The 22,214-nt window shown below is 74.0% G+C and carries 16 protein-coding genes and 1 tRNA gene; 7 read left to right on the top strand and 10 right to left on the bottom strand.

What is annotated here, in order from left to right:
* Positions 1–26: 26 nt before the first annotated feature.
* Together BSZ37_RS17975 and BSZ37_RS17970 are read right to left on the bottom strand one after the other, a co-directional pair.
* On the bottom strand, positions 27–2,360 hold the full coding sequence (locus tag BSZ37_RS17975) for a M56 family metallopeptidase (protein WP_095511879.1): 2,334 nt from the start codon (positions 2,358–2,360) through the stop codon (positions 27–29).
* Positions 2,353–2,748, bottom strand: a complete 396-nt coding sequence (locus BSZ37_RS17970) for a BlaI/MecI/CopY family transcriptional regulator (protein WP_095511878.1) — start codon at positions 2,746–2,748, stop codon at positions 2,353–2,355. The genes BSZ37_RS17975 and BSZ37_RS17970 overlap by 8 nt, the downstream gene beginning before the upstream one ends.
* A 130-nt stretch (positions 2,749–2,878) precedes the next feature.
* On the opposite strand from BSZ37_RS17970, the gene BSZ37_RS17965 reads away from it, so the two are divergent.
* The 4 genes from BSZ37_RS17965 to BSZ37_RS17950 all read left to right on the top strand — a co-directional run bounded on the left by BSZ37_RS17965 (position 2,879) and on the right by BSZ37_RS17950 (position 6,144).
* Positions 2,879–3,487, top strand: a complete 609-nt coding sequence (locus BSZ37_RS17965) for an RNA polymerase sigma factor (RefSeq protein WP_143537723.1) — start codon at positions 2,879–2,881, stop codon at positions 3,485–3,487.
* A gap of 45 nt (positions 3,488–3,532) precedes the next feature.
* A complete protein-coding gene (locus BSZ37_RS17960) occupies positions 3,533–3,811 on the top strand; it encodes an anti-sigma factor (RefSeq protein WP_095511876.1) in 279 nt (92 codons plus the stop codon).
* A gap of 75 nt (positions 3,812–3,886) precedes the next feature.
* Positions 3,887–4,276 (top strand): TerB family tellurite resistance protein, encoded by a 390-nt coding sequence (locus BSZ37_RS17955; protein ID WP_179299745.1) that lies wholly within the window; start codon positions 3,887–3,889, stop codon positions 4,274–4,276.
* 146 nt (positions 4,277–4,422) lie between these two features.
* Positions 4,423–6,144, top strand: coding sequence for an amidase (locus BSZ37_RS17950; protein WP_095511874.1), 1,722 nt, complete (start codon positions 4,423–4,425; stop codon positions 6,142–6,144).
* A 747-nt stretch (positions 6,145–6,891) separates the two neighbouring features.
* Here the strand turns inward: BSZ37_RS17950 and BSZ37_RS17945 are convergent.
* From BSZ37_RS17945 to BSZ37_RS21630, 4 genes are all read right to left on the bottom strand, one after another.
* Positions 6,892–7,374: a peptidylprolyl isomerase gene (locus BSZ37_RS17945; protein ID WP_095511873.1), complete on the bottom strand. Its 483-nt coding sequence runs from the start codon at positions 7,372–7,374 to the stop codon at positions 6,892–6,894.
* 151 nt (positions 7,375–7,525) lie between these two features.
* Positions 7,526–9,313, bottom strand: coding sequence for an ABC transporter ATP-binding protein (locus tag BSZ37_RS17940; protein ID WP_095511872.1), 1,788 nt, complete (start codon positions 9,311–9,313; stop codon positions 7,526–7,528).
* A gap of 79 nt (positions 9,314–9,392) precedes the next feature.
* The gene (locus BSZ37_RS17935; RefSeq protein ID WP_179299744.1) at positions 9,393–11,576 is read right to left on the bottom strand and encodes a ComEA family DNA-binding protein; all 2,184 of its coding nucleotides are present in this window, start codon (positions 11,574–11,576) and stop codon (positions 9,393–9,395) included.
* Positions 11,577–11,823: 247 nt separating this feature from the next.
* Positions 11,824–12,666, bottom strand: coding sequence for a hypothetical protein (locus tag BSZ37_RS21630; protein ID WP_143537722.1), 843 nt, complete (start codon positions 12,664–12,666; stop codon positions 11,824–11,826).
* Positions 12,667–12,760: 94 nt separating this feature from the next.
* Here BSZ37_RS21630 and porD point away from each other — a divergent pair, with 94 nt between their 5' ends.
* Complete coding sequence (porD, locus tag BSZ37_RS17925; protein ID WP_179299743.1) at positions 12,761–13,675, top strand: type IX secretion system protein PorD; 915 nt, start codon at positions 12,761–12,763, stop codon at positions 13,673–13,675.
* 80 nt (positions 13,676–13,755) lie between these two features.
* Positions 13,756–14,520: a J domain-containing protein gene (locus BSZ37_RS22885; protein WP_095511868.1), complete on the top strand. Its 765-nt coding sequence runs from the start codon at positions 13,756–13,758 to the stop codon at positions 14,518–14,520.
* Positions 14,521–14,576: 56 nt separating this feature from the next.
* Here BSZ37_RS22885 and BSZ37_RS17915 read toward each other — a convergent pair whose 3' ends face one another.
* The 4 genes from BSZ37_RS17915 to BSZ37_RS17900 form a co-directional block, all read right to left on the bottom strand.
* Positions 14,577–16,607 carry a peptidylprolyl isomerase gene (locus BSZ37_RS17915; RefSeq protein WP_095511867.1) on the bottom strand — a complete coding sequence of 677 codons (2,031 nt, stop codon included), beginning with the start codon at positions 16,605–16,607 and terminating at the stop codon, positions 14,577–14,579.
* Between the two features lie 34 nt (positions 16,608–16,641).
* Positions 16,642–16,724 (bottom strand) — tRNA-Leu (locus BSZ37_RS17910).
* Positions 16,725–16,809: 85 nt separating this feature from the next.
* Positions 16,810–17,721, bottom strand: coding sequence for an alkaline phosphatase family protein (locus tag BSZ37_RS17905; RefSeq protein WP_218830554.1), 912 nt, complete (start codon positions 17,719–17,721; stop codon positions 16,810–16,812).
* A gap of 154 nt (positions 17,722–17,875) precedes the next feature.
* Positions 17,876–18,760 carry a DNA-processing protein DprA gene (locus BSZ37_RS17900; RefSeq protein WP_095511865.1) on the bottom strand — a complete coding sequence of 295 codons (885 nt, stop codon included), beginning with the start codon at positions 18,758–18,760 and terminating at the stop codon, positions 17,876–17,878.
* A gap of 123 nt (positions 18,761–18,883) precedes the next feature.
* Here BSZ37_RS17900 and BSZ37_RS17895 point away from each other — a divergent pair.
* Positions 18,884–22,214, top strand: a 3,331-nt coding sequence (locus BSZ37_RS17895) for an ATP-binding protein (RefSeq protein ID WP_143537720.1), incomplete at its 3' end; no start/stop codon positions are given.

Below are 22,214 nucleotides of genomic sequence, written 5' to 3'. Positions count from 1 at the left end.
CCTCGACACACGCCGGGGCGGAGGGGTCAGGCGTCGGCCTGGTAGGACAGGCGGAAGGTGCCCGTCCGACTCGTTCCTGGCCGGCGCTCCGGGTCCAGCCGGACCGTGCCCAACAGGAAAGCCGCGAGTTGGCGAAGCGCCGGGGGGGCCTCCGACATCTGCGTGTCCACCACGCGCCCGCTCGAGCCGATCGTGTACTCGACCTCGACCTCGGCCGTCGGCGTCTCGCCACGCGCCAGGATCTCGGGGACGCTGCGGAGGGTGCCCGTGAACGCCTGCCGGGAGCCGGGGGCGAGGAGGGCGACGTCGAGCTCCGAGTACCGGATCACGCCGTCTGCGCGGTCCGAGCCGGCGCCGCCGCGGCCCATGTGCGAGCCCCGGTCCTCGCCGTCGCCGCCCGGCAGGCGGAACGTGATGGGAACGGCGAACCGGACCTTGACCGCCTCGCCGCCGTTGCGGCCCGGCTCGAACCGGCTCTCACGGACGGCCGCGAGCGCGGCCTCCGAGAGCACGTCATCGGGCGAACGGAGCACGACCGGGTCCTCTACGCGGCCCTCCTCGTTCACGATGAACTGGATGACGACCTGGCCCTCGATGCCGGCGTCCTTCGCCACCTGCGGGTAGACGAGCCGGTCCTGGATCCCCTGGAGACCGCCGATGAGCTGGGGCATCTCGTCCACGACGCCATAGACGCCGTCCTCGCCCTGCGGGTCGGGGCGGACCTCGCGGGCGCGGTCGTCGGCCGGCGCGTCGGACTCCGGCAGGCGGAACGTGATGGGGACGGCGAACCGGACGCGAACGGGTTCCCCGCCGACCCGGCCAGGCTCGAACCGCGACGCCTGGACGGCGGCGACCGCGGCCCGGTCGAGCCCGTCGTTGCCGGACGAGCGGATCACCCGGAGGTCCCCGACAGTCCCGTCCGTCTCGACGATGAACTGGAGAACCGCCTGCCCCTGGACGCCGGCCCGACGCTGGAGCTCGGGGTACTCCAGCCGGTCTTGGATCCCTTCGAGCCCACCGATGAGCACCGGCTGGTCGTCGGCGACCTCATAGACCTCGGTCGTGTCAGGGAGCACGCGGAGGGAGCGCCCTCCCACACCGGCGTACCTCCCGCCCCGATCGAACGCATCGGGTCGGCCAAAGACCGTCCGCGAGCCTTCGCGACCACGGATCACGATGCGGACATGGCCCGTGGGATCCGTCAGCTCGGTAGCGAGAGCGTCCAGGGTCCCATCTGGCGCGTCGTCAGCCAACGTCGCGACGAGCGTCGGCGGCTCGCCGGGTTCGGCAACGATATCCAAACGGACGATGTCGTGGTCGGAGGCCTCCGCGACGAGCGCTCCGAGGTCCGGGGGCGCGGGCGCCGTGGTCATGGCGAGCCCGCCGACGAGCGCGAGCACGGCGAGGCCGGCGAGGCGCCCGAGGCGGGCGAGGCGGCGGGATTGGGTAGGGGAGAGAGGCGTCGTCATGGCGTCGATCCGGGACTTGAGGGACGAGGAGCCGCGGGCGGCGCCCAGCGCGAGGGCCGGGGCTGGGAGCGCGGCGTACGAGAAGAGGAGGTCTGCGTAGGTCCGTCGTCTGTCGGGGCAGGCGTTGAGGACGAGCGCGTCGGCGGCCCGCTCGCGGTCGAGGTCGAGGCCCCGACCGAGCGTCCAGACGAGCGGGTGCGCTCCGAACACGGCCGCGACGGCGCGTTGCGCGGCGTGCCACGCGAAGTCGCCGCGGCGGACGTGGGCCACCTCGTGGACCGCCGCGACCTCGCGGGCGTCGGCGTCGAGGCGGGCGGGGAGGGCCACGACGGGCCGCCGCCAGCCGACGGTGAAGGGCGCGGCGCCGGGGGGCGCCTCGGCCGCTGCGACGGGCCGCGCGACGCCGAGCCGCTGGCGGGCCGCATCGACGGCGGCCTGCCCCTCGGGGCCGGCCGGCACGAACGCGCGCCGGGCCCGTGCCACGCCCACGAGCGCGTGCAACAGCTCGACCACGCGATAGGCCCCGACGCCGACGGCCGCGAGGACGGCGAAGCCGAGGAGGAGGTCAAGCACGGCCGGGCCGACCGCCTCGATCTCGGGCGCCGGCCCGCCGACGGCGACCTCCGGGAGCCACAAGACGTCGGGCACGGCCGCGGCGACGGCCACGGCCGCCGCGGGCGCGAGCGCGGACAAGACGGGGGGAACGAGGACGGCGAGGGGCAGCGCGGCGAGCACGGCGCCCCGAGTCGGGAGCGCCAGCGCCGCGGGCGCGCGGCCGAGCCGGAGCGCGGCCTCGGCGACGAGCGCGACGGCGCTCCACGCGAGGACGGGGAGCCAAAGGGCGGCGACGGACGCGCGCCCGAGGTCGGTGAGCCAGAGGAGGTCAGGCATCGGAGTCGGGGGCGTCGTCCATGCCGTCGATGAGGCGGCGAATCTCGGCGCGCTCGGCGTCGCTCAACGCCTCGCGCTGGACGAGCGCCTGGACGAGGCTGGCCGTCGAGCCGCCGAACACCTTGTCGAGGATGCCGCCGAGCACGCTCGCGCGGACTTCCTCGGCCGGCCGGGCCGCCGTATAGACATAGGCCGTCCCCTCCGTCTCGTACTCGAGGTAGCCCTTCTCAGCGAGGTTCTTCATGACGGTCATGACCGTCGTGTAGGCAAGGCGGCGGCGCTCCGAGATCCGGTCGTGGACGTCGCGGGCCGTCGCGTGGCCGAGCGACCAGACCTCGCGAAGGACCTCCATCTCGGTGCCGCCGAGCGGGGTGAGGGGGTTGCGCATGGGGTGTTGGGTTTGAGTCGTACTAATTATATAGTAGATGCCGAGTGGGCGCAAGAGTTGCCGTCGTTCCTCGGGGAAATCCCCGCCCGGTACCGCGCACGCTAGCTTGGCGGCTCGCTCCCCCCACCCCGTGCCCCGCCGCCCCGACCGCACCAACGCCGAGTGGCTCGCGGACTTGGCCGCCGACGGGCCGGCGCTCGACGCGGCCCTCCGCGACCTCCGCCCGGTCCTTCTCCGTGCCCTCCACGTCACGCTGGCGCCCCGTGTCGACCGCGGCGCCGACGCGCTCGCCGAGGACCTGGTTCAGGACGCGCTCCTCCAGGTCCGCGAGCGGGCCGGACAGTTCCGCGGCGACGCCAAGTTCACGACGTGGGCCCAGAAGGTGGCGGTCCATCTCGCCTTCAGCGAGCTCCGCCGGAAGCGGTGGGAGGACGTCCCGCTCGACGCGGTCGTCGCCGACCCGCCCTCGACCCCCGAGCCCGCCGCCGACGTGTCGATGGCGAACGCCGAGGCCGTCGCCCTCGTCCGCCGCCTCATCGCCGAGGAGCTCACCGAGCGGCAGTCGACGGCGCTCACGGCCGTGCTCAACGGGATGCCCCTCGACGAGGTCGCCCGCCGGCTCGACACGAACCGGAACGCGCTCTACAAGCTGCTCCACGACGCCCGCCTCAAGCTCCGCAAGGCGTTCGAGGACCGGGGCCTCACGCCCGACGACCTCCTCGACAGCGGCGCCCCCTAGCCCGCCTCGGTAAGCCGCCGGACCCTCCCGGCGTCTACGTTCGCCATGACCCTCACGCCCGACGTCCTCCGCCTCCTCGTCGCCAAGGCGCTCGCCTCGCGGCCCGACGAGATGTCGTGCGGTGAGTGCGACGCGCGGCTCGACCGGTTCGCCGAGATATCGCTCGCCGGCCGCGACGCCGCCGATGCGCTGCCGCTCGTCGAGGAGCACCTCGAGGGCTGCCCCGGCTGCCGCGAGGAGTTCGAGGCGCTCATGGATGTCCTCCGCGCGGCCGAGCGGGAGGGCCAGCCGTGGTGGCGCCGGCTCCTCGCGCGCCGCGGCTAGCTCCCGGAACCCCGTTACCCCGTGGGGAACAGGGTGATGGGGAGCAGGTACCGGCACGAAGCAGCCCCCGCTCCCGTGGCTCACGACCACTCCCAGGGCACCCCGTCTCCCCTCGAGGACCTCGCGCTCCTCACGCTCGTCGTCGCCCACGGGACCGACGCCGACCTCGACCCGCGCGAGACCCGCGTCCTCGTTCGCCAACTGGACCTCCTGGCCGAGGCGTTCGGCGAGTCGCCGAGTGGGGAGGACCTGAGCCACCTCGTGGAGGACGCCGTCTCGGCGTATGGCGAGATCAGCGTCGTCGGCCTGGACGAGGTCGTCCTTCGCCTCCGCGACGCGCTCGACCCGGACGCGCTCGCTCGCGCCCACGCGGCGCTCGTCCGGGTCGCCGAGGCCGACGAGGTCGTCCACACGATGGAGGCCACGTTTCTCCGCCACCTCGCCCAGGCGTGGCAGCTGGACTGATGATGAAGGGCGTCGGCTGAATGGATCCGACGCAGGACCCCGTTTCGGACTGGACGTCGCGCGCGCGGTCGGCCACCTTCTCGCACCTCCGCACCTCCGCACCTCCGCACCTCCGCACCTCCGCACCTCCGCACCTCCGCACCTCCATGCCGGACCGCCGTCGTTTCCTCGCCTCCGTCGGCGCGCTCGCCGTGGGCGCGGCCCTGCCCGCCTCGGCCGCCCTCCCGGCGCCCCTCGACGCCCACCGTCTCGGCCCCGGCGCGCCGCCTCCCAACGGACCGCGACCCGATCTGACGGTCGATCAGCTCGAGGCCGCCGAGGCCGTTCAGGGGCTCTCGTTCACGCCCGAGGACCGCGCGCTCATGCTCGATGACGTGGTCGAGCGCTTGGAGAGCCTGGAGGCGATCCGTGAGGCCGAGCCGCCGAACAGCGTTCCGCCGGCGCTCACGCTCGACCTGAGTCTCAGCGGCGACGAACGGCCGGGGCCCGGTCTCGGCGCCGTGGTCCCGCGTCCGGACGTCCGACAGCGGCCGGCGGACGACCGAGATCTGGCGTTCGCTTCGATCCCGGAGTTGGGCGCCCTCCTCCGCAGCGGTGCCGTCACGTCCGTCGAGCTGACTGAGCTGGCCCTCCGCCGGCTCCGTGCCTTCGACCCGACGCTGCAGGCCGTGGTCTCGTATCTGGAAGACCGGGCGCTGGAGACGGCGCGAGCGCGCGACCGCGAGCTGGCGGCCGGCGTCGATCGCGGGCCCCTCCATGGGATCCCGTATGGGGCGAAGGACCTGCTGGCCGCGCGCGGGGCGCCGACGACGTGGGGCGCCGAGCCGTACCGCGACCAGGCGATCGACGAGGACGCCGTCGTGGTCCGTCGCCTGGAGGCGGCGGGCGCGGTGCTCGTGGCGAAGCTCACGCTCGGGGCGCTGGCGTGGGGCGACGTGTGGTTCGGTGGGACCACCAAGAACCCCTGGAACCCCGATCAGGGCGCGTCCGGGTCGAGCGCTGGGCCTGGCGCGGCCGTCGCCGCCGGGCTCGTCCCGTTCGCCATCGGCAGCGAGACGCTCGGCTCGATCGTGTCGCCCTCGACCCGGAATGGCGTGACCGGCCTCCGCCCGACGTTCGGCCGCGTGCCGACAGACGGAGCGATGGCGCTGTCGTGGAGCATGGACAAGCTCGGCCCCATGACGCGCTCGGCCGTCGACGCCGCGCTTGTGTTCGACGCGATCCGCGGCCCGCTCACCGGCGAGGACGCGGCCTTCCCGTTCCGCCCCGACACCCCGCTCGCCGACCTCCGCGTCGGGACCATCGTCCCGGACGAGGGGGACGACGAGGGCGCCGAGGCAGACCGGGCCACGGTCGCCGTCCTCCGCCGCCTCGGCGTCGAGCCGGTCCGGGTCGCGTTGCCCGACGACCTCCCGGTCGACGCGCTCAGTCTGATCCTCGAGGCCGAGGCCGCCGCGGCGTTCGACGGGCTCACGCGGAGCCGCGGGACCGACCGGCTCGTGCGTCAGGAGCGGAACGCGTGGCCCAACGTGTTCCGCCACGCCCGCCACATCCCGGCCGTCGAGTACATCAACGCCAACCGGATCCGGACGCAACTCATGCGGGCCATGGCCGGCCTCATGTCGCGCCTCGACGTGCTCGTGACGCCGAGCTTCGGCAACGCCGGCCTGCTCATCACGAACCTGACCGGGCACCCCGCCGTCGCCATCCCGAACGGGCTGTTTCCCGTCGAGGGGTTTGAGGACCGGCGGCAGCCGCACTCGATCACGTTCCTCGGGCCGCTGTGGGGGGAGCACCACGCGCTCCGGCTGGCCCACGCGGTCCAGGAGGCCACGGATTGGCACCGTCAGCGCCCCTCCGTGAGCTGATGGCGCCTGATGGTTCGGTGAGGTAACGGTCCCTAATGGCTGTAATCGGCTCGGAAACGCCGGTCAGCCCTTCCGAAGGTTGGGAATGTTTGGGCCGGTGGGAATCCCGGACGATCCTAGCCGTTGACGACCTCCCACCACAGCACGTCCCCCCGACTCCCCCATGCGCGCATTCCTCCTGGCCGGACTGCTCATCGCGCTCGGTTTGGTCCTTCAAGCCTGTGACTCCGCCGACCCGGCAAGGGGCGAGGCCCAGCTGACGTCCGCCTCACCGACGACCCCTGCCCATTCGATCTCGCCGAGGCTGCCGTAACCACGATCACCTGCATCGGGTTGCTGTCCGCCGACCGCGACGTGGACGACGACACGACCGGGCTCGACGAGATCTCGCACCGGAGCGTCTTGTTCGACGGTTCGCCGTAGAACTCAAGCTCCTCGACCTCTGCGACGGGACCGACACGCTCGTCGACGTAGAGAGGTCGTTCGTGACGCGCGGCAACCCCGCGGCGCCCGGCTTCCAGGGCTTCCTGTTTCGCCCGGTCCTCAAGGCCGAATCGTTCGACGTGCTCGATGTAGACACGAGGGGGACAATCCTGAGAACGACACCGGCGGTGCCGAGGTCGGCGAGATCTAGAAGGCTCCCGCTGGCGACATCCGCCGGATCTCTCATCTAGAGAGAACGGTCTGCGCAGGCCGTTCCTCGATCCAGGTGCGCCCGCCTCGGTGTCGAGGCGGGCGGGCGGGGGCTCAGGCCTCCTCGATCGTGACCGAGGTCATCGTGTCGCCCTGGCGGATCGCCTCGACCACGTCCTGGCCCTCGACGACCTCGCCGAAGACGGTGTGGCGGCCGTTGAGGTGCGGCTGCGGGCTGTGCGTGATGAAGAACTGGCTTCCGTTCGTGTTGGGGCCGGCGTTCGCCATCGAGATCACGCCCGTCTCGTGCGTGAGCGGGTTGCCGCGCGTCTCGTCCTCGAAGCGGTAGCCGGGGCCGCCCGAGCCGGTGCCCGTCGGGTCGCCGCCTTGGATCATGAAGTTGGGGATCACGCGGTGGAACGTGAGGCCGTCGTAGAACCCGTCCTTCGCGAGCGTCACGAAGTTGTTGACGGTCTTCGGCGCGTGCTGCGGGTGGAGGTCGAGGACGATGTCGCCGCGGTCGGTCGAGATCGTCGCGCGGTACGTGGTGTCCGTGTCGATCTGCATCGCGGGCGGGGCGTCGTACTGCTGGGCCATCAGAAAAAAGGGGGAGGAGAGTGTGCGTTGGGAAGGGTACCCACAGCGAGCGGTGCGGAGCGAGCCTGCGTCGACATGGGGGGAACGGAACGGGAAGTGGAGGGGCCGGTTCGGGTCGTCGGCGACCTCCGGGGAGACCTGAGGCCGCGGGTCAGACCACCTCGGTCGCCGCGTCCACGAGGTCGCCGCCCGTGGCGAACTGGCGGGCCGCGAGGTCGGCGTAGAGGCCGCCGGCCGCGACGAGGGCGGCGTGCGTGCCTTCCTCGACCACGCGCCCGGCGTCGAGGACCACGATCCGATCGGCGTCGCGGACCGTCGCCAGCCGGTGGGCGATGACGAACGACGTCCGCCCGACCATGAGCTCGGCGAGGGCCGCCTGGACGTGGGCCTCGGAGGCCGCGTCGAGCGCGCTCGTGGCCTCGTCGAGGAGCAGGATCGGCGGGTCCTTCAGGAGCGCCCGCGCAATCGCGATCCGCTGGCGCTGGCCGCCGGATAGCTTCACCCCGCGCTCGCCGACGGGCGTGTCGTAGCCCTCCGGGAACGCCTCGATAAACTCGTCGGCGTGGGCGGCGCGGGCGGCGGCCTCGACCTCGGCGTCGGTCGCGTCGAGGCGGCCGTAGCGGATGTTGTCGCGGAGCGAGACGCCGAAGAGCTGGACGTCCTGCGCCACGAGCGCGACGGCTTCGCGGACGCTCCGGACGGTCGCGTCGCGGAGGTCGACGCCGTCGACTCGGATGGCGCCGCGGTCGGGGTCGTAGAACCGCGGGATGAGGTGGAGCAGCGTCGTCTTGCCCGCCCCGCTCGGGCCGACGAGGGCAACGGTCTCGCCGGGCGCGGCCCGCAGCGAGACGTCCTGCAGGACCGGCTGGCCGTCGGCATAAGCGAACGAGACGCCGTCGAGCACGACCTCGCCGCGGACATCGCCCAGCACCACGGCGTCGGATTTCTCGACGATCTCGCTCCGGGTGTCCAGCAGGTCGAACAGCCGCTCGGAGGCGCCGGCCGCGCTCTGGAACGACGTGTAGAGCCGGCCCGCGCCCGACACGCTCCGCGCGATGTTGAGCGCGTAGACGATGAACGCGACGAGCGCGCCGGCCGTGAGCCGCTCGGCCAGCACCTCCCGCCCGCCGAACCAGAAGATGACGACGAGCGCGACCGAGAACCCGAACCCGACGCCCGACCAGAACAGGGCCACGATCCAGGCCCGCCGCCTGGCCGTGTCGAACAGGGCCTCGACGGCGTCGGCGTAGCGCCCGACCTCGTACGGCTCGCGCGCGAACGCCTTCACCACGCGGACGGCCGAGATCGACTCCTCGGCCACGGCCGTCGTCTCGGCCAGCCGGTCCTGGATCGTCCGCGACAGCTGGCGCACGACGGCCCCGAACCGGCGCATCGCGAGGGCGACGGCCGGCACGACGGCGAAGATCACGAGCGAGAGCCGCCAGTTGAGTCCGAGCATGATGGCGACCGACCCCACGAGCGTGAGGCCCAGGCGGAGCACCTCCGCGAGGTCGCTCGTCGCGGCCGACTGGACCTTCGAGACGTCGTTCGTGAGTCGCGACGTGATCTCGCCCGTCCGCTCGTCGGCGAAGAAGCGGAACCCGAGCGTGTGGAGGTGGGCGTAGAGCCGTCGCCGGAGGTCGGTCACGACGCGCTCCCCGGTCCACTCCATGAGGTAGCTGCCCCCGAACCCGAGCACGGCCTGGACCGCGAACAGCCCGAGGAGCGCGAGGGTCAGTTGGTTGAGCCGCGTCGCGTTCTCGGCCTCGAACACGGAGTCGAGCAGCCCCTGGAGCCCGAGCGGGACCACGAGGCCGACGGCCGTCGAGAGGAGCGTGAGCGCGATGGCCGCCGCGAGCCGGCGGCGGTAGGGCCGCGCGAACGTCAGGATCCGCCGGAGCGAGGCGACGAGGGAGCGGGGAGGACGGGAGTCGGCCATCGGCCGTCGAACCTACCCCGGACGGACGGCGATCCCGCTTCGGTCGGTCCTCTCCGCCTCGGCACCGAGGCGGTCGGGGTCAGATCCGCACGCGGAGTTGAACGCCGAGGTCGCTCACGCGCTGGCCCGCGACCGCGTTGGCGCCCGACCCGATCGTGTTGACGCGCCGGAGCCACGTCGTCGCCAGCTTGAGCTGGGCCGTCACGCCGCTCGAGGGACGCGCGGTGAACAGGAGGTAGCCGCGGACGCCGCGGCCCGAGAGCGCCGGGATCGCGAACACGCCCGTCAGGTCGTTCTCGAACGCGTACAGCCGCGCGTCGTAGCCGTCGGTGTCGAAGAGGGTGAGGCGCACGTCGGTGCGGAGCCACTCGGAAATCTGCCAGCGGACGTCCTGGTAGACGAGGGAGCCGGTGCTCACGCCGACCGCCGGGTCCTCGTCCTCGAACCGAGAACCTTCGACGCGCGACCTCAGGCGGAGGCGCCGGCTGGCGTCCCACTCGCCCTGGAGCCGGAGCGTCTGGCGCGTTTGCTCGCCGAGGCTCCCGACGACGCTGCCCGGCACGGTGTTGTCGGCGTCGCGCGACACCTCGCGCGTCTCGGTCCGCGCCTGGGCATAGACACGGGCGTAGCGGCTCGGCCGGTGCTCGACGTGGACGAGCGCCTCGGCGCCCCGGCTCGGCCGCGGCACGTTGAAGCGGAGGAACGGGAACCGGTACTGGTCGAGGTACGCGTTGACCGTCCACGCCCGCGACGGCTTGAGGCGGACGCCGGCGTAGATGCCGCTCTCGTTCCGCCCGACCCCGTTCCGCTCGCCGAACGGGTAGCCGTGGAGCGAGACGTAGTCCGGCGCGTAGCGCCGCCCGACGACGAGGAGGTCCGCGCCGCCGCCGAGGTCGAGGCCCACGCCGCCGACGGCGCCGAGCCCGCCGCCCGCACCGCGCGCGACCTCGGCGAAGGCGACGCCCGCTCGCGTCTTCGCGTCGGCGTAGGCGCTGACGACCGTCGCCTCGTCGCCGGCGAAGTCGAACAACTCGTCGGGACGGGTGCCGGGCGCGAGGGGCGTCCCGAACGCCGAGCGCGTGGCGACGACGCCCACCTGCCCCTCGATCACGCCGTTCGAGATCCGGTACTCCGCAGCGCCGCCGACGAGCGTCTCGTCGAGCGCGTCCTTCCGCGCGAGCTCGCGGTCGGTCCGGTGGAGCCCGTCGGCGCTGAGGCTGGTGACGACGGCGTCGAAGGCGCCAGGTGGGAGGTCGGGGTCCCCCAGGTCGGCCGTGTCAGGCGCGAAGAGGCTGGCGTCGAGCGCGCGCCGGCTGGCAAACGCCGAGACGTAGAGGCCCTTCCCGACGCCCAGCGTGAGTGCGGCCCCGCGGAAAAAGTTGTTCTCGTCGACCGAGCCGTACGGTCGGATGCCGCGCCCGCTTCGCAGCGGCCCGCCGACGGCGTCCGGCCCCTTCCCGAAGCCCGACGCGCGCCACAGCGCGAGGCCCTGTCCGAACTGGGCCGAGTAGTCGCCGATGACGAGCGCGTCGATCCGCCCGGCGTCCATCACGGCGACGTGCGCGCTCTGGTAGTCGTACCCATAGGTGTTCGTCGCGCCGTCGAACCGGAACGGCTCGCCGGGGTCCTTTTCGAGCGTGACGTTGACCGAGACCTGCCGGCGGTACGTCGCCTGGAGCCGCGTGTAGATCCGCTCGGGCGAGCCGGGGTAGGCCCGGAGCGAGTCGGGGCCCTCGTAGCCGGCGCCGAGGTCGAGGCGGCGCTGGACGCGCTGGATCCCGGTGTAGCGGAGGCCGGAGACGACCTGCCCGATCGACGGCGCGGCGGGGAAGCGCGGCGCCGGCCCGGCCGCCGCGTCCAGCGTCGGGCCGATCGTGAGGAACGGCCGGGCGTCGAGGTAGACGTCGGCCGTGACGCCCTCGACCTGGCGGAGCGCCGGCAGCGACGTGAACGGGCCCGCCTCGGCGCGTCGGCGGACCACCGCGGCGGCGAGGAGGGGCCCGAGTGCCGGCACCTGCGCCAGCTCCTCGGCCGTCGCCGTGTTGACGTCGAGCGGGTCGTCGCGGAGCGACGCCAACAACTCCAGGAGCTCCGTCGGGTCGCCCGCGAGGTCGTCCTCGACGAGCGCCTCGAACCGGGCCTCCGTATCGACCTCCGTGTCGGCCGAGTCCGCCGGCACCTGCGCCGAGGCGGGGAGGGCGAGTGAGAGGAGGAGAGCGATCCACGCGGACAGGTCGAACCTCCGACCCGTCCATCCTGTCATCCTGAGCGGAGCGAAGGATCTCTCCGGACTCGACCGCTCCGTCCATCGGCGCGCCTCGGCGGGAGACACGGGACGCTTGGCTGTGCCGACCTGTCGGTTCGTCGCGCTGCCCCTCAGGATGACACGAGGTGTGCGGAGCCGCCGTGTTCTCCTCGCCACCGGAGGCGACGCCGTGCCGCGGCGAGTGCCAGCGCCCACCGGCCGCGCCCCCCTCACGCCTGATGCCTGACGCCTCATGCCCCGCCCCTCACAGCCCGATCTCTAGGCCGACGGCCGGCGTCAGGCCGAGCGTCTCGTGGGCCTCAACGGCGAGGTCGGCGCGGAGAGTCCCGGCGCGGACGCCGACGCCGGCCGTGAACCGGACGGGCGCCGTCGAGACACCGGCCCGGAGCGCGAGCGCCTCGACGGCGAGCACCTCGGCGCCGGCACGGACCGACAGGCCGAAGTCGAGGTCCTGGTCGGCGTCGAGCACGAGCGTCGCGCGGGCCGAAGGTGCGTAGGCCACGCCGACGGTCACGCCGGGGACCGTCGAGGCCGAGCGCCGGAGGTCGGCCGTGTCGTCGAGCCCGAGGCCGAAGAGGTTCCGGGCGGCGAGGCCGGCGCGGAGGCCGGGCAGCACGTCGCCCTGGACGCCGGCGTGGACGAGGAGCGCCGTGTGGTTGGCGTAGCCGTCCGTCGAGGCCGTCTCAATGCCGACGGCCAGCCCGACGTCGAGCCGGCGCGTGACGCTGAGCGGGAGCGGCCGCGCGGCGCCGACGAGGACACGCGTCTCGCGGCGCTCCGAGAACCCGTACGTCCGGGCGTGGACGGCGACGGTCGCGAGCGACGTGGGGAGGGCGGCCGACAGCGCGCCGAGGCGGAGCTCGCTGAGCCCGAACGCCTGGCTCGCCTGGAGCGCCGCGCGCGTCTCGCCGAGGCCGGCCCAGGCCGCGGGGTTCGCGTGGCCCCACGCCTCGCCTCCGAGGGCGGCACCGGCCCGCCCGAGTGCGAGGGTGCGGGCCCCGCCCTCGGCCAACTGGGCGTGCGCCGCGGGCGCCCCCAGCCAGAGCACGGCGGTGAGGAGGGGGGCGAGGCGGAGCAGGGCGCGCATAATTGCCGTCTGGCGTCGTTCGGACGGGCGACGGACCCCCGTAGATTGGGCCCGAGACTCAAACATACAGGTCTACTCCTCCACGACCTCCCACGTGCGCCGACTCGCCCTCCTGATCGTCCTCGCTGCCTCGGCCGCCCTCGCCCCGGCCCGCGCCCAGGAACTCAACTGCCAGATCACCCTGAACCGGGACGCCATCACCGGGACGGAGTTCGACTTTCTCGACGAGTTCCGGGAGGAGGTCTTCCGTTACGTCAACAACCGGGCGTGGACCGATGACGTGTTCCGGGCCGAGGAGCGGATCGACTGCCAGATCCAGATCACGTTCACAGCCGCCCCCTCGCAGACGTCGTTCGTCGCCCAGCTCGTGGTCCAGGCCAGCCGGCCCATCTACGGGACCGCGCAGCGAACGACGACCATGCGCGTGGCCGACAACACCTGGGAGTTCGCCTACGCTCGCGGCCAGAGCCTGATCTACGACCCCAACCGGTTCAACCCGCTCACGTCGGTCCTCGACTACTACGCCAACCTCATCCTCGGCTACGACTACGACACGTTCTCGCCGCTCGGCGGGACGCGGTTCTTCGAGCGGGCGAGCCGCATCGCCGAGCTCTCGCGGACGACGCCGGCCGGGGCGCCGGGGGAAGGGTGGTTCGGCCAGGGCGTCGAGGACCGCGCCCGGTTCACGCTCGTCAACGAGCTCCTCGACCCGGTCTTCCAGCCGGTCCGCCAGGCGCAGTACGACTACCACTTCGAGGTGCTCGACCACTTCGTCGTCCGCCACGAGCAGGCCTGGGCCGACGCGATCGAGGTGCTCACGGCGCTCCACGAGCTGTATCAGCAGAACAACCGCCGGCGCTACGTGACCGACGTGTTCTTCGGGGCGAAGTACCAGGAGCTCGCCTCGCTCCTCGCCGACTCGCCGCAGCGCAACCAGGCCTACGCGCTCCTCTCGGAGATGGACTCGGCGCACCTCGGGACGTACGACGGTCTCGTCAACTCGCGGTGACACGAAGGGCGGGCCAAAGGGGGCGCGCCTGACCTCGGCACGGTTGTGAGGAGCCGGGGGACACCCCTGCGCCCCTCTCCATGACCGCGATCCGCTCTCCGTTCGACGTCCTCGGCCTGACGGAAGTCGCCACGCCCGAAGAGGTTCGCAAGGCGTATCGCCGGCTGGCCCTCCGCTACCACCCCGACCGCAACCCGGGCGATGCGGCGGCGGCCGAGGCCTTCCTCGAAGTCAAGGAGGCGTTCGAGCAGCTCCACACGGACGACCTGGACGCGGGCTTCGACGTGGAGCGCGTCGTGGCCGAGATGGAGCGAGCGGCGGCCGAGGTGGAGCGTCGCCGCGGCCGCTCGGGCGGCACGGCTCGCGCGTGGCAGCAGGTCCATGTGCCGCTGGAGCGGCCCCAGGGGGATCGGCTCCGCGAGGGGCTCGCGAGCCGCCAGGCCCTCGCCGGTCTCGGGATCGCCGTCGTGGTGGCGTTCGGGACGGTCCTCGGCGGGCTCGCCCCGGTGTGGCTCGGCGTCGGCGTCGGGCTGGGCGTCGGGGGCGGACTGATCGTGCAGGCGGTGCGGTCGGTGGACGAGGGGCCGTGGGCTGTCGAGACGCATTGGCAGGGCCTCCGCGACCTCCGCTGGGACGTGCTCCTCAGCTGGAGCGAGATCCGCGGCGTCCGCGAAGCCGACGGCGTCCTCGACCTCGCGCTGACGCCAGCGGCGCAGCGGCGGCTGGCGCGGCTGGTCCCGGGCGAGGCGTTCCCGGAGGCCGGCGCGTACCGGCTCCCGCTCCGCGACCCCGCCCGCCTCGGCGCCGTCGTCCGCGCTCAACTGGGGGAGGGGCCCCCTCGCTGACCTCTACGGCTCGGGGCGACACGATGGCGCTGCCCATCGACGCGCCGAGGCGGGCGCTACCGGTCGCGCTCGATGTGGGCCTCCCGAACGAGGTCGCCCTGGAGGAGCCGGTCGACCACGTCCTGGCCCTCGACGACGCGTCCGAACGCCGTGTAGCGGCCGTCGAGGTGCGGCTGGGGGCTGTGCGTCACGAAGAACTGCGAGCCCTCGGTGTCCTTCCCTGAGCTCGCCATCCCGACCGTGCCCGTCTCGTAGCGGACGCGCGTGAACTCGCTCCGGATGGCCGTCTCCGGCCCGCCGTAGCCGTCGCGCCGGGCGTAGTCGCCGCCCTGGACCACGAAGTTGGCGACGACGCGGTGGAACGGGACGCCGTCGTAGAGATCCTGGGCCGCCGTGAGCGTGATCCGCTGGACCGTCTGCGGCGCCGACTCGGCGTCCATCTCGATCACGACGCGCCCACGGTCCGTGTCGAGGACGAGGCGCGGGCGCGGGCCGAGGTTCGCGAGGTGGGCCCAGTCGATGGTGGTCGTGGCCGGCGAGCCGCCGGCGTCGAGCGTCACCTCGACGCCCTCGGTGAGCCGGTCGTTGAGCGCGTCGCGGGCGGCCTCCCGGAGCGCCGGGTGCCCGGCGAGGGCGACGCCGACGAGGAAGTCGATCTCGGCCCCGTCGCGGACGCGCCCGATGGCCTGGACGATGGCCGCCATCGGCTCGACGTCGGTCGGCGCGTCGAGGTCGGCGTAGACCTCGCGGAGAAGGGCGCCGGCGCCGAGCGGCCAGAACGCGGAGTCGGCGAGGGCGGGCGCGGCGGCCGACGTCGTGGCGAGGTCGGCGCGGCGGAGACCGTGGGCGAACGCCTCGTAGAACCGGCGGGCGCCGTACCCGCCGACGGCCCACCGCTGGCGGAGCGCGCCGAGCGCGGCCACGGCGAGGCGCGTGTCGTCGGAGCGGGCGGCCGTGAAGAGGCGCGAGAGGACGGCGCCGTCCTCGGAGGCCCCGAGCGCGGAGAGCGCGGCGGCCTTCGCGAACGGGTCGGACTGACGATCGGACCAGTCGAGGACGGCGGCCGGTTGCGACGGCGCGAGGAGCGGAAGGAGGGACGCCTGCACCGTCCACGGACGGTCGTCATCGGCGAGGACCGCGGCGGCGAGGTCGATCGCCTCGGGTGTAGCGCCGGCGGAGGCGAGCGCGCCGCCGGCCGTCTGCGACACGTGCGGGTTCGGGTCGTCGACGGCGCGGGCGAGGGCGGCACGGGCGGCCTGGTCGCCGAAGGCGCCGAGCGCGCGGGCGGCGTTCACGCGCGTCCGCCAGTCGGGGTCGCTCTCCAGCGCGGCGCCGAGGCGGGGGATGTCGGTCGGGTCTTCGAGCCGGCCGACGGCGCGCACGAGGTCGGCGCGGGCGGGGTCGCCTCCGAGGGCGTCGAAGGCCGCGTGAACGGCGCCCGCCTGGCTCCGCCACGCCTCCAGGGGCGACCGCGTCAGCGCATACGCGGCGCCCTCGCGGACGCCCGGATCGGCGTCTTGGAGATGCGCCGACAGCCAGCCGGCCCAGGCATCGCTGACGACGCCGCGCATCCCGAACCGGGCCAGGGCGAGGGCGCGCGCGGGCTCCAACGCGGTCGGGAGCGGCGCGTCGAGGACGGCGCTCAGATCCGCCTGCCCGCCGATCTTGCCGAGCGCGTCCAACAGCTCGGCGGTGACGGACGCCGTGGCCTCGCGGCGGAGCGAAATCGCCAGCGCGACGCCGGCCGACGAGTCGGCGGTCTGGCCGAGCGCGAACGCGGCGTCGGCGCGGACGGCCGGGACGGGGTCGTCGAGCCGGAGACGGAGCGCGTCGATGGCTCCCTCGTCCTGGACCGACCCGAGCGCGAACGCGGCGCGGGCGCGGACGAGGCTGTCCGGACTGGCGAGGGCCTCGGCCAGAGCCGCGCCGTCGCGGCGAACCTGGAGGTCGACGAGGGCCTGGAGGTCGGGCCGCTGGAGGAGCCCGTCGGCGGCGCGGCGGGTCGGGAGCGGGTCGAGCTCGACCGGGACGGCGGTGGACGCGCAGCCGGCGACGGCGAGGGCGGCCAGGAGGAGGAACGGGCGCACGGGCGGGGGGACGTGGTGGGGTGCGGCCTTGTCGTGCCGGAGGCGGGACTCGAACCCGCACGCTCGTGAGAGCAACAGCTCCTAAGGCTGCCGTGTCTACCGTTCCACCACTCCGGCGATCCCGGGCATCCGGGGACGGAAAGATACGGGCCGAGCGAGGCCACTTCCCGAACGAGGAGACGCCCGGAGTTCGTGGCTCCGGTCACAGTGTCTGGGCCAACAGATCGACGATCCGGGGCGTCACGTCGAGCAGCGACCCCGCCTCGGCGAACGCGTCGGCGCCCTCGCCCCAGGCTACGAGGGGGACCGGGTGCCGTGTGTGGCTCTTGGTCGAGAGGTCCTCCAGATTTCCGTGGTCGCTGGAGAGCAGAAGGAGCGCGCCGTCAGGCAACGCGTCGAGGAGGGCTTCCAGAAACGCGTCGAGGCGGGCGAGGACGGCGGCGGCGCGCGCGGCGTCCCGACTGTGCCCGGCCTTGTCGGTCAGGAAGTACTCGAACAGGGTGAACGCATGCCCCTCGGCGAGCGCCGCCAGGTGGCCGGCCGCCTCGGCCTCGGTCCGCGCCGGGAGGTCCGGGGCGAACGCGCGCCAGCCCTCGGCCGTGAGGTCGGCGGCGAGGGCCCGGCCGGCGCGGAGGTCGTCGGCGCGGCGGAGGCGGACGCCGGCCGCGTTCGCCGCCAGCGTTGTGACCGTCCACCGGCCCCGGCCCTCGACGAACCGGAAGAACCGGTCGGGGTAGGCGTTGGCGAACGCCAGTCGCCCGGTCGGGAGGCCGGCCCCCGCGAGCCGTGCGAACACGCTCTGCTCCGCGACGAGGGGGCGGACGGTCGTCGGCGGGTACGGGCCGAAGTGGCGGCCGTGGACGGCGGCGGCGTTCTCGCCGGTGAAGAGCGCGGCCTGCCCGGTCCCGCTCTGGGGCAGCCCCTCCAGCCCGAGCGTCGCGTCGATCGGCACGAACACGTGTCGCGGCTGGCGGATCGGCGCGGCCTCGGCCGTCCACCGCTGGCCGCCCGCCAGTCGCTCGAAGGCGGGCAGAGGGACGGTGGCGAACGGATTCGCCACCGTTGCCGGTCCGAGGCCGACGCCGTCGAGGAACACGAAGAGGACGTGGGGCACGGGAGCGCGGCGTGTTCGGTGGTCCGTCATCCTGAGCGGAGCGAGGGATCTCGACGCCAGCGCGGCTGCCCAGTGCACACGCCGGCGACGGTCGCCGAGGCCGAGACGAGATCTGTCACAGGGTCCAGGGCGACAGCTGGGAGGCGATGCGCCCTCACGCCACCATCTCCGCGACCGCCTCCGCCTCGATAACGCGGTGGGCGGAGTCGGCCCAGTCGGCCTCGGGCGGGGCAGGGGGGAGGAGCGCGACGGGGCGGCCCGTGCTGGTGGCCCACGCGGCGGCGCGGTCCTCCGGCGAGCCCGGCGGCGGGGCCACGGCGAGGACGGCACGGCCAAGCGCGGCCTGTACGAGCGCACGCTCGCGGTCGTCGTGCTCGAACGGTCCGTGGGTCATCGGGAACGGCGACACGAGGAGACCGCCGGCCCGCGTGAGCGCCGTCGCGCCGGGCCGCATCGACCGCTCCAGCCGCGCCAGCCCGGCCCCCACGACGGCGACGGCCGGGACGCCCGCACCGAGCGACAGCTTCTGCAGCGCGAGGTCCACCCCGTGCGCCGCGCCGACGACGAGGCCGCGGCCCCGACCGAGGACGGCCCGCGCCACGTCCTGCGCCCGCTCGAACGGCTCGGCCGCGAGGGGCGCCGCCGCGAGAACCGCCAGCGACGGCCACCCGAGCGCCTTCAGGTCGCCGAAGGCGTAGAGCACGACGGGCCGGTCGGCGCGGTCGAGGGCGTCGAGGCCAGCGGGCAAGTTCGGCGCTCCGGGCGTGAGGACGTGGATCTGCCGCTCTCGGAGCGCGTCGAGTCGCCGCCGGGCCTCGTCGAGCGTCTCTTCGAACGAGGGGGCACAGACGGCCGCGACGGTCCGGTCGGCGTGGGCGACGCCCTTGAGACGGAGGAGGACCTGCTCGCGCGGGGCCGCGCGGACGGCCTCGGCCGTCGGGAACCGCTCCAGAAGCCGGTGGGCCGTGACGCGCCCGACGCCCTCAAGGGAGAGGAGAGCGAGGGCAAACGCGGTCGTCGGAGTGGTGGGCGCGGACATCGGGGCGAATCGGGGCGGGCACGTTACGAATCGGGCCCGGCGAGGCTCCGAGAGCCCGCCTGTCGTGGCCCTCGGGATCCGGCATCCCGTTTGCGGGGCGGGACCCTGATCCCACCCCTACCCATGGACTCCCCCCCCCGGATCCTCTTCGTCGCCGACTCGCAGGCGGCCATCGACCTCCTCGGCGCGGTGCGCCAGGGTGGCCCCGTCATGGGCCAACTGGCTCCGACCGCCGAGGTCCTCCGGACCACGCTCATGGAGCCCGACGCCGCCGAGTCGTGGGACGCCGTCGTGTTCCTGCCGGGTGGACCAGTCGACGAGGTCGAGGTGGCGGTCTACGTTCCAGACGGCGTCCCGATGTTCGTCGTCGGTGACGAGATCCCGCTCCTGCTCACGGAGACGGCCGCCGTGGCCATCCGAGTGTCCGAGCTCCCGACGCTGATCGAGCAGCTCCCGGCGGCGCCGCAGCCTGCGGCGCCGGGTCCAGTCGAGGCCTCCGATGCCGCTCAGGATGCGCCGTCCACGCCGGAGGGGACGCCGTCCGACGCTCCGGCGTCCGGCATCGGCCCGGAAGAGGCGGCCCTCGGCGGGGCTCCGCTGTTCCTCGACTACGAGGCCCTGGAGACCGAGGCGGACGCGCCTGCCGACCCGGTGTCGGCGCTCTTCGAATCTCTCGACACGCTCGGGGCCCCGTCGATCGGCGAGCCGGCCGAGCCCGTCGCCGAGGCCGAGCCCCCCGCGCCGGCTGCCGAGGCCGAGCCCCCTGTGGCGGATGCCGGGGCTCCGCCCGCGGGAACCGACGACGCCCCGCTGGCCGGGGCGATGCCGGCTCACCTCGCCTCCATCGCCGACCACCTCCCGATCGGCCTGTACCGGAGCTCGCCCGAGGGGCGCGTGCTCTACGCGAACCCCGCGCTCGCTGCGCTCCTCCAGGTCGAGTCCGTCGAGGCCCTCCACGCGCTCGACGTCCAGGCCGACCTCGGGTACCCGCGCGACGCGTTCGCCGCGCAGATCGCCCAGACCGGGTCGGTTCGCAACCACGTCGTGACGTGGCGCCGGCCGGACGGGGGGCTCGTCCACACGCGCGAGAACGCGCGGAGCATCTTCGACGAGGCCGGCCGCCTCGTGGCGTACGAGGGCACGATGGAGGACGTGACGGCCGAGGTCGAGGGCCGGCGCGAGGAGCGGGCGGTCGCCCGCCAGTACCGCGCCGTCGCCGCGTTCGCGGCCACCGCCGCGCTCGCCGACGACCCCGTCACGATCCACTGCGCCGCCGCCGGAGCGCTCCTCGACGCCACCGCTGCCACCTGGGCCTGCCTCCTCGTGGGCGACGCGTTCCGGTTGGCGGCCACAGTCGGCGACCTGCCCGACCGGCTCGCCGAGGCGGGCGCGCGCCTCGGGCCGCTCGCCGAGCAGCCCGTCGCCATTTCCGACACGTCCGCGCCCACCACGACGTCCGTCGCGGGGCTGATGGCCCAGTTCGACGTGCCGGCGTTCGGCGCCGTGCCCGTCCGCGTCGGCGACGGCGTCGAGGGCGTGCTCGTCTGGGGCTACGCGGCGCCCCGAGAGATCCTCGCCACCGAGCTCCGCGGGGCGGAGGCGCTGGCGTGGCACGTCGGTGGGCACCTCGACCGCGCGGCGGCCGTCCAGGCCCTCCGCGACACGCAGGCGAGCCTGGCGGCCATCGCCGAGCACACGCCGCACGTCCTCTACCGGCTCCGCTACACGCCTGCCGGTCCTCGCTACGAGTACCTCAGCCCCGCCATCGAGCGGCTCACTGGCCACACCCGCGCCGAAATCGAGGCAGCAGGTGGCCCTGGCGCGCTCGTCGAGACCCGCGACGTTTTAGAAGGGGAGGGGCTGGCGAGTGGCCCCGTTCCGGGGGCCGAGGCCTACCACGCGCTCTACCGCATGTCGACCGCCGCGGGCCCCCGCTGGGTCGAGAACTCGGCCCGCCCGTGGCTCGACGCGACCGGCCAGCCCGTCGGGCTCGTCGGCGTGCTGCAGGACGTGACGGAGCGGAAGGAGCGCGAGGACCGCCTCGCCGACGCCGCCCAGACCGCCCTCGTCCGCCAACGGGCGCTCGTCGACCTCGCCCACCTCGACGGCGCCGACGCCTTCGGCGGGCCGGCCGCTGGCGTCGTCGCGGCCACGCTCGGCGCGTCCGACGTCTCGTTCTGGTTGTGCGAGTCGGGCCGGCCGTGCGCCCCGCTCCATGCCCCGCCACCCGCCGATCCTGCCGGCGGCTTCGCCGGCGCGTTCGCGGCCGTCCTCTGCCACGTCGCGGAGCACCGCGCGCTCGCCGTGGCCGACGCCGCCTCGGACGCCCGCGTGGCGGACCTCGGCCTCGATGCCTTCGTTCAGACCTACGGCCTCCGCTCGCTTCTCGTCGCCCCGATCCGCCGTCACGGCGGCGTCGTGGGGCTCGTCGCCGTCCACCGGACCGACGGGCCGCACGACTGGGACGCGTCTGAGACCGAGTTCGCCGCGGCCGTCGCCGACGCCGTGGCGCTCGCGCTCGAGCGAGAGGACCGCGAGATCGCGCTCGCGCAGCTCGTCGAGGCCCGCGAGGCCGCCGAGGCGGGCCGGGCCGCGGCCGAGCGGATGAACCGGCTGAAGAGCGCGTTCCTGGCCAACATGAGCCACGAGTTCCGGACGCCGCTCACGGGCATCCTCGGCTTTACCGAGCTCCTCGCCGGCGAGGTCGCCGAGGACCAGCGCGAGGTCGTCGGGCTCATCGAGCGGAATGGCGTCCGCCTGCTCGACACGCTCAACGCCGTGCTCGACCTCTCGCGCCTCGAGGCCGGCGAGTACGACGCCGAGCGCCGGGTCTCCCGGCTCGAGCCCGACGTCCGGCTCGCGACGGAGCGGCTCGCTGAGGCGGCCGAGGGCCGGGGGCTCCGGTTCGACCTCGACCTCGACCCCGACGTCGCCGCGGCCGTGGACTCTGAGGCCATCCGTCAGATCGTGGGACACGTCGTCGGCAACGCCGTCAAGTTCACCGATGCCGGCGGTGTGCTCGTCACGCTGGAGGGCACGGCCGATCAGGCCGTCCTCCGCGTCGCCGACACCGGTCGCGGGATCTCGCAGGCCTTCCTCCCAGAGGTCATGGACGCGTTCCGCCAGGAGGACTCGGGCCACGCCCGGAGCCATGAGGGGTCCGGCCTCGGCCTGACCATCACGCGCCGGCTCGTCCACCTCCAGGACGGCCACATCGAGATCGAGTCCGAGCAGCCCGGCGGGACGGTCGTCACGATCACGTTCCCGCGCGTGAGGGTCCCCATGCGGGCGTCCCGCCTGGACCGAGCGCCTGTGCTCTCATCTGGCGACGGCCTCGCCTCGCCCGCGCTCGACGTCCGGCCCGCTCCCGAGAAGGCCGACCCGGGAAACCTCCTCGGCGACCCCTTCGACTTCACGTTTCTGACCTCCCCGGCGGCCTCGGCCGCGATCCCTC

The sequence above is a fragment of the Rubrivirga marina genome (assembly GCF_002283365.1).
GTDB lineage: Bacteria > Bacteroidota > Rhodothermia > Rhodothermales > Rubricoccaceae > Rubrivirga > Rubrivirga marina.
The sequence above is the reverse complement of the archived record's forward strand: the minus strand, read 5'-3'. Positions and strand labels throughout refer to the sequence as shown.

Coding starts and splice junctions, on each gene's coding strand:
- BSZ37_RS17975 (WP_095511879.1), bottom strand. CDS start 2,360: ATGCCTGACCTCCTCTGGCTCACCGACCTCGGGCGCGCGTCCGTCGCC.
- BSZ37_RS17970 (WP_095511878.1), bottom strand. CDS start 2,748: ATGCGCAACCCCCTCACCCCGCTCGGCGGCACCGAGATGGAGGTCCTT.
- BSZ37_RS17960 (WP_095511876.1), top strand. CDS start 3,533: ATGACCCTCACGCCCGACGTCCTCCGCCTCCTCGTCGCCAAGGCGCTC.
- BSZ37_RS17950 (WP_095511874.1), top strand. CDS start 4,423: ATGCCGGACCGCCGTCGTTTCCTCGCCTCCGTCGGCGCGCTCGCCGTG.
- BSZ37_RS17945 (WP_095511873.1), bottom strand. CDS start 7,374: ATGGCCCAGCAGTACGACGCCCCGCCCGCGATGCAGATCGACACGGAC.
- BSZ37_RS17940 (WP_095511872.1), bottom strand. CDS start 9,313: ATGGCCGACTCCCGTCCTCCCCGCTCCCTCGTCGCCTCGCTCCGGCGG.
- BSZ37_RS17935 (WP_179299744.1), bottom strand. CDS start 11,576: ATGACAGGATGGACGGGTCGGAGGTTCGACCTGTCCGCGTGGATCGCT.
- BSZ37_RS21630 (WP_143537722.1), bottom strand. CDS start 12,666: ATGCGCGCCCTGCTCCGCCTCGCCCCCCTCCTCACCGCCGTGCTCTGG.
- BSZ37_RS22885 (WP_095511868.1), top strand. CDS start 13,756: ATGACCGCGATCCGCTCTCCGTTCGACGTCCTCGGCCTGACGGAAGTC.
- BSZ37_RS17900 (WP_095511865.1), bottom strand. CDS start 18,760: ATGTCCGCGCCCACCACTCCGACGACCGCGTTTGCCCTCGCTCTCCTC.